The organism is Pseudomonas sp. B2021 (genome assembly GCF_018135665.1).
Classification (GTDB): Bacteria; Pseudomonadota; Gammaproteobacteria; order Pseudomonadales; family Pseudomonadaceae; genus Aquipseudomonas; species Aquipseudomonas lactis.
Genome location: NZ_SMOF01000001.1, coordinates 4,695,715 through 4,709,061, shown reverse-complemented (window position 1 = coordinate 4,709,061; position 13,347 = coordinate 4,695,715). Strand labels below are relative to the sequence as shown.

Below are 13,347 nucleotides of genomic sequence, written 5' to 3'. Positions count from 1 at the left end.
TTGGCTGAAAGACCGAGTCGACTGCATCGCAGGCAAGCCAGCTCCCACACTGGGTCGGGTTAACAGATATAGACCTGCAGTTGATGCCTATAAAAACAGATGTTCGTGGAGCCTCGCCGATGAAATCCTGTGAAGTCAATTTTGACGGTCTAGTGGGGCCGACCCATAACTACGGCGGTTTGTCCTTCGGCAACGTCGCGTCCCAAAGCAACAGCCAGCAGTCTTCCAACCCGAAGGAAGCGGCGTTGCAGGGCCTGCAGAAAATGAAAGCCCTGATGGACATGGGTTTTGTGCAAGGTGTATTGGCGCCCCAGGAACGCCCGGATGTGGCCGCCTTGCGCAGCTTGGGTTTCAGCGGCACCGACGCCCAGGTGATCGAGCAGGCGGCCAAGCAGGCCATGCCGTTGCTGGTAGCGAGCTGCTCGGCTTCCAGCATGTGGGTAGCCAACGCCGCCACCGTCAGCCCAAGCGCCGACACCGCAGACGGTCGCGTGCATTTCACTGCCGCCAACCTCAATTGCAAATACCACCGCAGCATCGAACACCCCACCACCAGCCGCGTGCTGGGGGCGATGTTCGCCGATGGCAAGCACTTCGCTCACCACGCCGCCTTGCCGGCCGTCGCGCAATTTGGCGATGAAGGCGCGGCCAACCACACGCGTTTCTGCCGTGAGTACGGCGAGGCGGGCGTCGAGTTTTTCGTGTTCGGCCGTAGTGCTTTCGACCCTCGTTACCCGGCCCCGCAGAAGTACCCGGCGCGCCAGACCCTCGAAGCCTCCCAGGCCGTTGCGCGCCTGCATGGCTTGAAGGATGACGGTGTGGTCTACGCCCAGCAGAACCCGGCGGTGATCGATGCGGGTGTGTTCCACAACGATGTGATCGCGGTGGGCAACGGTGAAGTGCTGTTCTATCACGAGGATGCGTTCCTCAACACCGAACAGATGCTCGCCGAACTGCACGGCAAGCTGGGCAAGTTGGGCGGCAACTTCCAATCGGTGTGTGTGCCCCGCGCGTTGGTCAGTGTCGAGGACGCGGTGCGTTCCTACCTGTTCAACAGCCAGTTACTGACTCGTCCTGACGGTTCGATGCTGCTGATCGTGCCGGAAGAGTGCCGCGCCAATGAGCGTGTGTGGCAGTACCTGCAAGGTTTGACCGCTGCCGGCGGGTTGATCCGCGAAGTCAAGGTCTTCGACCTCAAGCAAAGCATGCAGAACGGCGGCGGGCCGGCGTGCCTGCGCCTGCGTGTGGCGTTGAACGAAACCGAGCTGGCGGCCGTGAACCCAGGGGTTATCATGACCGCGCCGTTGTACGAAACCCTGACCCAGTGGGTGGGCAAGCACTACCGCGACAGCCTGCGCGAAACCGACCTGGCTGACCCGCAGTTACTGCTTGAGTGCCGGACGGCACTGGATGAACTGACGCAAATCCTTAAACTGGGCTCGGTTTATCCTTTCCAGATCAATTAATGCCACACGGCTGAGATATTTTATTTATGACCGACACCCTGAAACTCATCCTTGAAGACACCGACGGCACCCAGCTGGAAACCTCCTGCACCCGCGTCGCCGTGGTCTGGCAGGGCAAGGAGATCTGGATCCAGCACGATGGCCGCGGCCAACTGCTGATTGGCGTGGACGTAGAAGAAGGCGACGCCGAGTACGCCAACCTGCTGATGCGCCCATTGGCCACCAACCTGATGAGCCTGCAACTGGAAATGGAACCGGCCGACGTTGAAGGTGACGACGACGATCACGTCCACGGCCCAGGCTGCAACCACTAAGGAAGCTGCTTATGCTCGCCCTCGGCAAACTGCTTGAACTGACCCTCGCCGGTCGTGAACCGGCGCAAAAAATTCAACTGACTGTCGACGGCGTGCAGATGCGCTGGCTCAGCGAAGGCGCGCTTGAAGTGCGTCCTCCTGAAGCTTTGGACAACGGCAGCGACTTGCTGCTGTCGTCCGGCATCCATGGCAACGAAACCGCGCCGATCGAACTGCTCGACCGTCTGTTGCATGGCATCGCCCGTGGGGAGATCAAGCCCCGCACCCGTATTCTGTTCCTGTTCGGTAATACCGAGGCCATGCGCCGCGGTGAGCGTTACCTCGAACTGGACGTCAACCGGCTGTTCAACGGCCGTCATGAACAAAACATCGGCCCCGAAGCCATGCGCGCCGCCGAGCTTGAGCAATTGGCCCGCAGCTTTTTCAGCCAGCCTGGCCGCTCGCGCCTGCATTACGACCTGCATACCGCGATTCGTGGTTCGAAAATCGAGCAGTTCGCGTTGTACCCGTGGAAGCAAGACCGACAGCATTCGCGCCGTGAGCTGGAGCGCTTGAACGCGGCCGGCATGCAGGCGGTGCTGCTGCAGAACAAAACCTCGATTACCTTCACCGCGTTTACCTACGAGCAACTCGGCGCCGAGGCGTTCACCCTGGAGTTGGGCAAGGCCCGGCCGTTCGGGCAGAACGACGGTGTGGACGTGTCGCGCCTGGAAGCGCGTCTGAAGCAGATCATCGAGGGCAACGAGCCCGAGACCGGTAGCCTCGACGGCCTGCAACTCTTCGCCGTTGCGCGAGAAGTGATCAAGCACAGCGACGCCTTCCTGATGCACCTGCCCGCAGATGTGGAAAACTTTTCGGAATTGGAAAGGGGCTACCTGCTGGCCGAAGACGTGGCCAAGACCCGTTGGGTGATCGAGGAGGAGGGCGCCCGCATTATCTTCCCCAACCCTAAGGTGAGGAACGGCTTGCGCGCCGGGATACTGATCGTGCCCACCACGGATGCCGGCCTGGCCTGAGAGCCAAGTCTGGCTCGGTCCAATGTGGGAGCTGGCTTGCCTGCGATAGCATCACCTAGGTATCACTGATACACCCAGGTGTCTGCATCGCAGGCAAGCCAGCTCCCACACTGAATTTAGACCGCTACCGCACGCGGCTCGCTACGACGGATCGCGCGCACCTTGTGCAGCGTATCGGCGCAGGTGCGCGCCGCTTCCTGGCCCTTGTGCACGAAGTGCTCGTAGAAGAACGTGGTGTGCTCGCTACCGGCATGGAAGTGATGCGGCGTCAGGGACACCGAGAACACCGGCACTTCAGTCTCCAACTGCACTTGCATCAGGCCGCTGACCACCGATTGCGCGACGAATTCGTGGCGGTAGATACCACCGTCCACCACCAGCGCGGCAGCGACGATGCCGGCGTAGCGGCCGGTCTTGGCCAGCAGCTTGGCGTGCAGGGGCATTTCAAAGGCGCCGCCGACTTCGAAGAAGTCGATGTCCGATTCCTGATAGCCCTGAGCGATCATTTCGGCGAGGAAGCCTTTGCGCGATTGGTCGACAATATCCTTGTGCCAGCAGGCCTGGATAAACGCGACGCGCTCGCCGTGATGGTTTTTGCTTTTGCTGTCGATTGCGGTGGGTTGCATGTTCTGACTCCTGTTTAAGAAAAAAACAGGGCGTTATGAATCGAATGGGATTTAAGGGTACGCATGCGCAAACAGGCGCGCGGCCCTTAGGTGCCAATCCCGTTCTCTCTTCATCCGGACTATGACCGTCGGCCCCGGGATCACACCGGGTCTGCTGACCTTGTCGCCGTCCTGCCTGAGCAGTTCGAGGCGCCAAGCGCTCGCGGGCTATGCACATTGCGTGCAATTACCGCCGGTGGGGAATTGCACCCCGCCCTGAGAACGTTGCCGCCAGAACCCTGGCGGCGCAGAGTTTTTAACATGGTTTTTCAAAAACTGCACGGTTGCCGTCTCGATAACTTATATCGGTTTGTTTGGTTGGTATTCGAATGAATGTAATCGGGGCTTGATATTCCGTGGCTTTGCCCGCAGTAATCACACACAAAAGGACTTATCCATTCCGTTAGAGGCCCCCTTGATGACCGTGATCGACCTGCGCAGCGACACCGTGACCCAACCCACCCCCGGCATGCTCGACGCGATGGCCAGCGCCGTCAGTGGCGATGATGTTTACGGCGAAGATCCCAGCGTTAATCGCCTGGAGGCCGAACTGGCCCAGCGCCTGGGCTTTGCCGCGGCGCTGTTCGTACCCACCGGCACCATGAGCAACCTGCTGGCGTTGATGGCTCACTGTGAGCGCGGCGAGGAATACATCGTCGGCCAGCAGGCCCACACCTACAAATACGAAGGCGGCGGCGCGGCGGTGCTGGGGTCGATCCAGCCGCAGCCCCTGGAAGTCCAAGCCGATGGCTCCCTTGATCTGAACCAGGTGCTTGAAGCCATCAAGCCCGACGACTTCCACTTCGCCCGCACACGCCTGCTGGCGCTGGAAAACACCATGCAGGGCAAAGTGCTGCCGCTGGATTACCTGGCCAAGGCCCGTGCATTTACCCACGAGCATGGCCTGGCCCTGCACCTGGATGGTGCGCGCCTCTACAACGCGGCGGTCAAGCTGGGCGTGGATGCGCGAGAAATCGCCCAGCATTTCGATTCGGTGTCGGTGTGCCTGTCCAAGGGCCTCGGCGCGCCGGTCGGCTCGGTGCTGTGTGGCTCGACGGCGCTGATCGCCAAGGCTCGGCGCTTGCGCAAGATGGTCGGCGGCGGCATGCGCCAGGCCGGCTCCCTGGCGGCAGCGGGGCTGTATGCGCTGGATCATCAAGTGCAGCGCCTGGCTGACGACCATGCCAACGCCCAATGGCTGGGTGATGAGTTACGCAAGGCCGGCTACAGCGTCGAGCCGGTGCAGACCAATATGGTGTATGTGCAGGTAGGCGATCAGGCGCAGGCGCTGAAGGCCTTTGCGGCCGAGCGTGGGGTCAAGTTGAGCGCCGCGCCGCGCTTGCGCATGGTCACCCATCTGGATGTGAGCCGGGCGCAGATCGAGCAAGTGCTGCAGACATTCGTCGCGTTTTCGCAGAAATGACAGTGCAGGCCGTCTAATTGACTGTTTCTATCACATAAACACGCTGTACCACCGGCAAAGGGCCGATATAATGCGGCCCTTTGCCGTCGCTCCGTCTGATGATGTTGCGCACTGGCCTTTGGCCGCAGCCTCCGTGGAAGAACCTAATGAAAAGCGCAGAAATCCGTGAAGCCTTCCTTCGCTTCTTCGAAGAGCAAGGTCACACCCGTGTAGCCTCCAGCTCCTTGATCCCAGGCAATGACCCAACCCTGCTGTTCACTAACGCGGGGATGAACCAGTTCAAGGACTGCTTCCTGGGCCAGGAAAAGCGCGCCTACACCCGCGCCACCAGCAGCCAGAAGTGCGTACGCGCCGGCGGCAAGAACAGCGACCTGGAAAACGTCGGCTACACCGCCCGTCACCACACCTTTTTCGAGATGCTGGGTAACTTCAGCTTCGGCGACTATTTCAAGAAAGACGCGATCACGTTCGCCTGGACCTTCCTCACCGGCGTGCTGAAGCTGCCCAAGGAAAAACTCTGGGTCACCGTGTACGCGACGGACGATGAAGCGTATGACATCTGGACCCAGCAAATCGGTGTACCTGCCGAACGCATGATCCGTATCGGCGACAACAAAGGTGCGCCTTACGCCTCCGATAACTTCTGGACCATGGGCGATACCGGCCCTTGCGGCCCGTGCACCGAGATTTTCTACGATCACGGCGACGATATCTGGGGTGGCCCGCCAGGCTCGCCAGAAGAAGACGGCGACCGTTACATCGAGATCTGGAACAACGTGTTCATGCAGTTCAACCGCACCGCCGATGGTGTGTTGCATCCGCTGCCGGCACCGTCGGTGGACACCGGCATGGGCCTGGAGCGGATCAGTGCGGTGATGCAGCACGTTCACTCCAACTACGAAATCGACCTGTTCACCAACCTGCTGAGCGCTTCGGCGGCGGCCATTGGCTGTGCCAATGAAGGCCAGTCTTCGCTCAAGGTCGTGTCGGACCACATCCGTTCCTGCGGTTTCCTGATCGCCGACGGCGTGCTGCCGTCCAACGAAGGCCGTGGCTACGTGCTGCGTCGCATCATCCGTCGCGCGTGCCGCCACGGTAACAAGCTGGGCGCTACCGGCAGCTTCTTCTACAAGATCGTGGCCGCACTGGTTGCCGAGATGGGCGATGCCTTCCCGGAACTCAAGCAACAGCAAAGCAACATCGAGCGTGTGCTCAAGGCTGAAGAAGAGCAATTCTCCAAGACCCTGGAGCACGGCCTGAAGATTCTGGAACAGGACCTGGCTGAGCTCAAAGGCACCGTGGTGCCGGGTGATGTGGTGTTCAAGCTGTACGACACCTATGGTTTCCCGATGGACCTGACCGCCGACATCGCCCGCGAGCGTGAGTTGACCGTCGACGAAGCCGGTTTCGAGCGTGAGATGGAAGCCCAGCGCGTGCGTGCACGTTCGGCCAGCTCCTTTGGCCTGGACTACAACACCCTGGTCAAGGTCGACGTACCGACCGAGTTCACCGGCTACAAGGCCACTGCGGGCTCGGCCAAGATCATCGCCATCTATAAAGACGGCAAGTCGGTCGACGTGTTGAGCGAAGGTGAAGAGGCGGTTGTGGTGCTGGACCAGACGCCGTTCTATGCCGAGTCGGGTGGCCAGATTGGCGATTGCGGTTTCCTGAGCTCGACATCCGGTCGTTTTGATGTGCGCGACACCACCAAGACCGGCGGGGCTTTCCTGCATCACGGTGTGCTGGTGCTGGGCAACTTGACCGTGGGTGCGCCGGTAGACACCCAGGTCGACGCTGACGTAAGGCATGCCACGGCGTTGAACCACTCGGCAACTCACTTGCTGCATGCCGCACTGCGCCAGGTACTGGGCGAGCACGTGCAGCAAAAAGGCTCGTTGGTGGACAGCCAGCGTCTGCGTTTTGACTTCAGCCACTTTGAAGCGATCAAGCCTGAGCAGATCAAGGCTCTGGAAGACATCGTCAACGCCGAGATTCGCAAGAACACCCCGGTTGAAACCGAAGAAACCGATATCGAGACCGCCAGGAACAAAGGCGCCATGGCGCTGTTTGGCGAGAAGTACGGCGACGAAGTTCGCGTACTGAGTATGGGCGGCAGCTTCTCGGTAGAACTCTGTGGTGGCATCCACGCCAACCGCACCGGCGATATCGGCCTGCTGAAGATCATCAGCGAAGGTGGTGTGGCCTCGGGCGTACGTCGTATTGAGGCGGTGACTGGTGCTGCGGCCCTGGCTTACCTCAATGCAGCCGAAGAACAACTCAAGGAAGCGGCCGGCCTGGTCAAGGGCAGCCGCGACAACCTGATCGACAAGCTGTCCGCCGTTCTGGAGCGCAACCGTGCGCTGGAAAAACAGCTGGAGCAGTTGCAGGCCAAAGCGGCCAGCGCTGCGGGCGATGACCTGTCGGCCGCGGCGGTGGACGTCAAGGACGTAAAAGTCCTGGCGGCGCGCCTGGACGGCCAGGATGGCAAGGCGCTGTTGGCCTTGGTCGATCAGTTGAAGAACAAGCTCGGCCGCGCAGTGATCCTGCTCGGCAGTGTCCATGAGGATAAGGTCGTTCTGGTTGCGGGTGTAACCAAGGACCTGACTGGCCAACTCAAAGCCGGTGATTTGATGAAGCAAGCCGCTGCGACAGTGGGCGGCAAGGGCGGTGGTCGTCCGGACATGGCGCAAGGCGGTGGTGTCGATGCCGCAGCCCTGGACGCGGCCCTGGCCTTGACCGTGCCATTTGTCGAGGCAGGTATTTAAAGCACTGTTAACCGGCCCGTGGTCTAGTCACGGGCTTGTTCAGTGCAGGTGGATTGGATATTAGGCGCCCCTTTACGGGCTGAGGCGGCTTGGAAATGGCTTTGATCGTACAGAAATTTGGAGGCACCTCGGTTGGTTCTGTCGAAAGAATCGAGCAGGTCGCCGACAAGGTTAAGAAGTTCCGCGATGCCGGTGATGACCTGGTAGTGGTGCTGTCGGCCATGAGTGGCGAGACCAATCGCCTGATCGATCTGGCCAAGGCCATCAGTGGTGATCAACAGCCGCTGCCGCGTGAGCTGGATGTGATCGTCTCCACGGGCGAGCAGGTGACCATTGCGCTGTTGGCCATGGCGCTGAACAAGCGTGGCGTGCCAGCGGTGTCCTACACTGGTAGCCAGGTGCGCATCCTTACAGACAGCGCACATACCAAGGCGCGGATCCTGCAAATTGATGATCAGAAAATTCGTACTGATCTGAAAGCAGGGCGCGTGGTAGTTGTAGCGGGTTTCCAGGGCGTGGATGAACACGGCAACATCACCACGCTCGGTCGTGGCGGTTCGGACACCACCGGTGTGGCCCTGGCGGCAGCGCTCAAGGCTGACGAATGCCAGATCTATACCGATGTGGATGGCGTCTACACCACTGATCCACGCGTGGTGCCAGTGGCCCAGCGCCTGGACAAGATCACCTTTGAAGAAATGCTGGAAATGGCCAGCCTTGGTTCCAAGGTGTTGCAGATTCGCGCGGTGGAGTTCGCCGGCAAGTACAACGTTCCGCTGCGCGTATTGCACAGCTTCAAGGAGGGTCCGGGCACCCTCATTACTATTGATGAAGAGGAATCCATGGAACAGCCGATCATTTCCGGCATCGCTTTCAATCGCGATGAAGCCAAGCTGACGATCCGTGGCGTGCCAGACACCCCGGGCGTGGCTTTCAAGATTCTGGGCCCTGTCAGCGATGCGAATGTTGAAGTCGACATGATCGTGCAGAACGTTTCGCACGATAACACCACCGATTTCACCTTCACCGTGCACCGCAACGAATACGATGCGGCATTGAAAATCCTGCAGAACACGGCGAGCGAGATTGGCGCCCGTGAAGTGGTCGGCGATACCAAGATTGCCAAGGTGTCGATCGTAGGGGTGGGCATGCGTTCCCATGCTGGGGTTGCCAGCCGTATGTTCGGGGCCCTTGCCAAGGAGGGTATCAACATCCAGATGATTTCCACCTCGGAAATCAAAGTCTCGGTAGTGCTCGAAGAGAAGTACCTGGAACTGGCTGTACGCGCGCTGCATACGGCTTTTGAGTTGGATGCTCCGGCCCGACAGGGCGAGTGATGCGTTGCCAGGAAGGCGCGGTTTACCGCGCCTTTCATTTTTTTGTGGGGTGCATGGTCTTTTGCATGGGCTCGACAATACTTAGCGAGTAGGGCTACGACCTTTTGGTTGTAGGTTGAATGCTTTTTTTTTGCAGACTGTTGTTCCTGAACTGAAATGCGTGAGGTGAAAGGTATGCTGATTCTGACTCGTCGTTGCGCAGAAAGCCTGATTATCGGTGATGGCGAAATCACCGTGACCGTGCTCGGCGTCAAAGGCAATCAAGTACGTATTGGGGTTAATGCTCCGAAAGAGGTGGCGGTCCACCGCGAGGAAATCTACCTGCGGATCAAGAAAGAGAAGGACGAAGAACCAAGCCTTTAATTTTTATCGTTTTTTATGTTTGCAAACGGGGAGGAACGTGGTTAATATACGCCCCGTGTTGCGGAGAGCTGGCCGAGTGGCCGAAGGCGCTCCCCTGCTAAGGGAGTACACCTCAAAAGGGTGTCGGGGGTTCGAATCCCCCGTTCTCCGCCATTATTTGCTTAGTACGTTGCAATCTGGTTTTTTCGGTAAGTTGTTGAAAATACTCGAAAAAATAGCTTTACATAGAGATTGAACGGCCTATAATGCGCGGCAACAAATGCACTCGTAGCTCAGCTGGATAGAGTACTCGGCTACGAACCGAGCGGTCACAGGTTCGAATCCTGTCGAGTGCACCATTTAAGAGTTAGTTGCAGCGATGCAGGTAGCTTGGCTCCAACCAGTTGTGATCTGGTCTAAAAACACAATCTGCACTCGTAGCTCAGCTGGATAGAGTACTCGGCTACGAACCGAGCGGTCACAGGTTCGAATCCTGTCGAGTGCACCATACAAACAAAAAGCCCGCCTAGTGCGGGCTTTTTGCCGTCTGGGGTTTGTGTATCTTTTATCCGGCGTTCTCCTTTTTCTCCCTCCTCATGTGTTTTCCCCCGCGCCTGCGTCGTCGCAGTTCATAGATGCAGCCAATACTGAGCTTTGGCGTGCAAGCGCTTGTTCTTTCCAGTTTTTTAACGTTTAAAACGTCCGGGCGGTGTATCATGCGCCCGTCAGCCCCGCCGGGGCTTGTGGAATACCTCCATGGACTTACCCAGTAGTTACTCAGTACCCCGTTTTACCAATCATGAATTGACTGATTGATCCTTCCGGCGTGCCCCGCTGCTGGGAGTGGAGTTCGCCTATGACCGAAGTAGAAGTAAAGAAAACACAAGAAAGCCTGCAGGATCGTCTGGCTCAAGTTATCGAGCTGCTGCAGCGCCAGCGCGTGGTCGAAGACCTCACGCACCGCCAGGAAGGTCCGAACCACGACCGCGTCGAAAACCTGGTTCACCGGCAAAACCTCGTCGAGTTGCAACGCAAGCTCGATGACCTGCACTCCGCCGACGTCGCCTATATTCTTGAAGCCTTGCCGCTGGATGATCGACTGACCCTGTGGCAGTTGGTCAAGGCTGATCGCGACGGTGACATCCTGCTGGAAGTATCGGACTCGGTGCGTGAAACGCTCATCGCCGACATGGATGACCACGAGCTCCTGGCTGCCGCCAAGGAGATGGATGCGGACGAACTGGCTGACTTGGCCCCTGAGCTGCCCCGTGACGTTGTCCATGAGTTGATGGAGGCGCTCGATACGCAGCAGCGTGAGCGTGTGCGTTCCGCGCTGTCGTACGACGAAGATCAGGTCGGCGCCCTGATGGACTTCGAGATGGTCACCATCCGCGAAGACGTCAGCCTGGAAGTGGTGTTGCGTTACCTGCGCCGTCTCAAAGAATTGCCCGGCCACACCGACAAATTGTTTGTGGTCGACTATGAGGGGATCCTTAAGGGCGTTTTGCCGATCAAGCGCCTGCTGGTCAATGATCCGGAGAAGAAAGTTGCTGACCTGATGGCCAGCGATACCGTGAGCTTCCATCCGGACGAAGATGCCTACGACGCGGCCCAGGCGTTCGAACGTTACGACTTGATCTCGGCTCCGGTGGTGGATAAGAACGGCAAGTTGATCGGTCGTCTGACCATCGATGAAATCGTCGACTTGATCCGTGAGGAAAGTGAAACCGAAGTCCTCAACATGGCGGGTTTGCGTGAAGAGGAAGATATTTTCGCGTCGGTCTGGCGTTCACTGCATAACCGCTGGGCCTGGCTGGCTATTAATCTGATTACCGCGTTTATCGCTTCTCGCGTGATCGGGTTGTTTGAAGGCTCCATCGAGAAGCTGGTGGCCTTGGCGGCGTTGATGCCGATTGTGGCGGGCATTGGCGGGAACTCCGGGAACCAGACCATCACCATGATCGTGCGCGCCATGGCGCTGGACCAGGTCAGTACGGCCAATTCCTCGCGGCTGTTGCGCAAGGAGCTGGCTGTTGGCCTCATCAACGGATTGGTGTGGGGCGGCGTGATTGGCGTGGTGGCCTACTTGCTCTACGGCAGTTGGTCCCTGGGCGTGGTAATGACTGCGGCCATGACCCTTAACCTGTTGCTGGCGGCCTTGATGGGGGTATTGATTCCCATGACCTTGGCGCGTCTAGGTCGCGATCCCGCCATGGGGGCCAGTGTGATGATCACGGCCATGACTGACAGTGGTGGCTTCTTCATCTTCCTGGGCCTGGCAACGATCTTCCTGCTCTGACCCTTCCAGCGGGGGCAAACCTGCCCTCGCTTTGCTTCTTATTCCCAAATTCCAGGCAAAAAAAAGCCAGCACATGGCTGGCTTCGGCTTTCAGGTGTCAATCAATTGGCTTCTGCGGCCGCCTCCACGTCATGCGCGATAAGCGAGACGAGAGCATTTTGCTGGCGGTGGGAGAGCTGACGAAAACGCTGCAGCAGTTCGCGTTCGTGCAGTGACAGCTCGGGGCTGTCCAGGCGCATGCTCAACTCTTCACCCAAGGCACCTTCCTGAATAAGGCTTTGTTCCAGGCGTGCGATGATTTCGGAGTTCATGCTGCGGTGATGATTGCGAGCCACCTCGGCAATGCGTTCCCGCATTCCGTCTGGCAGACGTACGACGAATTTGTCAGCCGTACGGCTGGAATAAATTGCCTGTTTCAATGGGCGCATATATTTAACCGGTTAGTTCAGGGGAGCGGTTTCTGGAATTGGCCGCAAGATGAGTGTTAAGACAAGGCTCACGACCAAAGTTCAACCCGAATTGCAAAGAGGCCGCATCATGCCTCAGATTTGACATTTCATTGGCGTCAATTCTGTGACAAATATTGAACCGCCTACAGGCTTTATGCCAGTACTGATTTGCGTTTTTGCGGACTGGTTAGAAAAAATCCTGTGACTGCAGCGAAGCTCGTCAATCTTCGCTCAAGCCTATACGGCATCTGGGTTGAAGGGCGCCTGTCCTACAGCGATATGGCCTTTTGCCCTCAAGCTGAAGGTTAGTAGCTGTTCGCCTATTTACGAGTGCCAGGCGACATAAGGTAGGGGAGGGAGATGGGGGGATTAGCGCAGGAGCGGATCGAATTTGATTCGGCGACCCTTGATGAGCGTCAGTACCAGTAGGCTGCCCAGCACGGCGCTGGCGACGAAGGCTAGGGTTTGAGTTTGTTGTGATGTAGCTCCCAGGCCTAGCGCAACAGATAGGAGCGTCAGGCACAGAAACAACCAGGCAGATTTCGACATGAATAGTGTTCTCAGAAAACCCAGTGCTCGGCCGCTGGCGCTGATTGTGTATCTTGGGTCAGGCGGATGGGAGACTGGGGGTTTGCAGTCATCAGTGCCAACTGAGGGCGCTGTTGCAGGTGGTGGGGAATGGCTTGGCTGATTTGCGTGCCGTCTTCAGTACTGGTCGGCTGAAAATGAAACGTCACCACCGTAGCCAGTGCCACAGCGTTCAGTGCTAGTAGAAGGGCGCTGTTCATCATCATAGTCTCCACGGTGCCTGGAACGATTGGTTTTGTGTTTATGACTTTGCAGATGTCGTGCCAATCTATTATTCCAATAAAAACAACGAGTTAAGTTTGTTTTTTGAGGGCGCAGGGTTGCAGTTTGCAATGATGGCATATTGGCGCAGTGCAATTTGCACGATGGCGGTGAAAGTCGTGGCATACTGAATGAGGCTATGAACGTACGCGCAAGGATTGGCCTACAGTCAAAATGCCAACGGACGACATGACAAAACCAGCCTCGGCCGTTAAGATGCACGCCGTCTGTCGCAAGCCCTTCAGGGTAAGCGTTTGGCATTTGTCCCAGTAGCTCAATTGGATAGAGCATCCCCCTCCTAAGGGGAAGGTTGGCCGTTCGAACCGGCCCTGGGACACCATAAATTTCAATGGTTTAGAAGAATTTGCCCCGCGCAGTTATAACTCGTGGGTGCGTAGTGGGTGCAAATGGATGTCTACCCC

At 58.1% G+C, this 13,347-nt stretch carries 12 protein-coding genes, 4 tRNA genes and 1 riboswitch; of the genes, 12 read left to right on the top strand and 4 right to left on the bottom strand.

Annotation, left to right across the window (positions count from 1 at the left end; genetic code table 11):
- Positions 1–119: 119 nt before the first annotated feature.
- Genes astB through astE form a run of 3 tightly spaced genes read left to right on the top strand, consistent with a single transcriptional unit; the run spans position 120 to position 2,796 of the window.
- The gene (gene astB / locus E1K68_RS21180) at positions 120–1,466 is read left to right on the top strand and encodes an N-succinylarginine dihydrolase (RefSeq protein ID WP_003193608.1); all 1,347 of its coding nucleotides are present in this window, start codon (positions 120–122) and stop codon (positions 1,464–1,466) included.
- 26 nt (positions 1,467–1,492) lie between these two features.
- On the top strand, positions 1,493–1,780 hold the full coding sequence (locus E1K68_RS21175) for a hypothetical protein (RefSeq protein WP_003175651.1): 288 nt from the start codon (positions 1,493–1,495) through the stop codon (positions 1,778–1,780).
- 11 nt (positions 1,781–1,791) lie between these two features.
- Complete coding sequence (gene astE, locus E1K68_RS21170) at positions 1,792–2,796, top strand: succinylglutamate desuccinylase (RefSeq protein WP_137203941.1); 1,005 nt, start codon at positions 1,792–1,794, stop codon at positions 2,794–2,796.
- A gap of 116 nt (positions 2,797–2,912) precedes the next feature.
- Here the strand turns inward: astE and E1K68_RS21165 are convergent, their stop codons facing one another.
- Positions 2,913–3,422 (bottom strand): 6,7-dimethyl-8-ribityllumazine synthase, encoded by a 510-nt coding sequence (locus tag E1K68_RS21165; RefSeq protein WP_003193604.1) that lies wholly within the window; start codon positions 3,420–3,422, stop codon positions 2,913–2,915.
- 97 nt (positions 3,423–3,519) lie between these two features.
- Positions 3,520–3,689, bottom strand: a riboswitch (FMN riboswitch).
- 190 nt (positions 3,690–3,879) lie between these two features.
- Between E1K68_RS21165 and ltaE the strand changes: the two genes are divergently transcribed.
- From ltaE to mgtE, 8 genes are all read left to right on the top strand, one after another.
- Complete coding sequence (gene ltaE, locus E1K68_RS21160; protein ID WP_034133576.1) at positions 3,880–4,884, top strand: low-specificity L-threonine aldolase; 1,005 nt, start codon at positions 3,880–3,882, stop codon at positions 4,882–4,884.
- 146 nt (positions 4,885–5,030) lie between these two features.
- Entirely contained in the window at positions 5,031–7,649 is a 2,619-nt protein-coding gene (gene alaS / locus E1K68_RS21155; protein ID WP_003193596.1) for an alanine--tRNA ligase, read from the top strand.
- Between the two features lie 95 nt (positions 7,650–7,744).
- Positions 7,745–8,986 carry an aspartate kinase gene (locus tag E1K68_RS21150; RefSeq protein WP_003193595.1) on the top strand — a complete coding sequence of 414 codons (1,242 nt, stop codon included), beginning with the start codon at positions 7,745–7,747 and terminating at the stop codon, positions 8,984–8,986.
- A 174-nt stretch (positions 8,987–9,160) separates the two neighbouring features.
- Positions 9,161–9,349 (top strand): carbon storage regulator CsrA, encoded by a 189-nt coding sequence (gene csrA, locus E1K68_RS21145; protein ID WP_003175645.1) that lies wholly within the window; start codon positions 9,161–9,163, stop codon positions 9,347–9,349.
- Positions 9,350–9,411: 62 nt separating this feature from the next.
- Positions 9,412–9,502 (top strand) — tRNA-Ser (locus E1K68_RS21140).
- 108 nt (positions 9,503–9,610) lie between these two features.
- Positions 9,611–9,687, top strand: a tRNA-Arg gene (locus tag E1K68_RS21135).
- Between the two features lie 72 nt (positions 9,688–9,759).
- Positions 9,760–9,836, top strand: a tRNA-Arg gene (locus tag E1K68_RS21130).
- A gap of 348 nt (positions 9,837–10,184) precedes the next feature.
- Positions 10,185–11,627, top strand: coding sequence for a magnesium transporter (mgtE, locus tag E1K68_RS21125; protein WP_003193593.1), 1,443 nt, complete (start codon positions 10,185–10,187; stop codon positions 11,625–11,627).
- A gap of 101 nt (positions 11,628–11,728) precedes the next feature.
- Here the strand turns inward: mgtE and E1K68_RS21120 are convergent, their stop codons facing one another.
- From E1K68_RS21120 to E1K68_RS21115, 3 genes are all read right to left on the bottom strand, one after another.
- Positions 11,729–12,055 carry an Arc family DNA-binding protein gene (locus E1K68_RS21120; protein ID WP_003193592.1) on the bottom strand — a complete coding sequence of 109 codons (327 nt, stop codon included), beginning with the start codon at positions 12,053–12,055 and terminating at the stop codon, positions 11,729–11,731.
- A 390-nt stretch (positions 12,056–12,445) separates the two neighbouring features.
- The gene (locus tag E1K68_RS27920; RefSeq protein ID WP_003193590.1) at positions 12,446–12,625 is read right to left on the bottom strand and encodes a PA3371 family protein; all 180 of its coding nucleotides are present in this window, start codon (positions 12,623–12,625) and stop codon (positions 12,446–12,448) included.
- Between the two features lie 11 nt (positions 12,626–12,636).
- On the bottom strand, positions 12,637–12,864 hold the full coding sequence (locus E1K68_RS21115; protein ID WP_003193588.1) for a hypothetical protein: 228 nt from the start codon (positions 12,862–12,864) through the stop codon (positions 12,637–12,639).
- Positions 12,865–13,188: 324 nt separating this feature from the next.
- On the opposite strand from E1K68_RS21115, the gene E1K68_RS21110 reads away from it, so the two are divergent.
- Positions 13,189–13,265: transfer RNA gene (locus E1K68_RS21110), tRNA-Arg, on the top strand.
- The last annotated feature ends 82 nt before the right edge of the window (positions 13,266–13,347 follow it).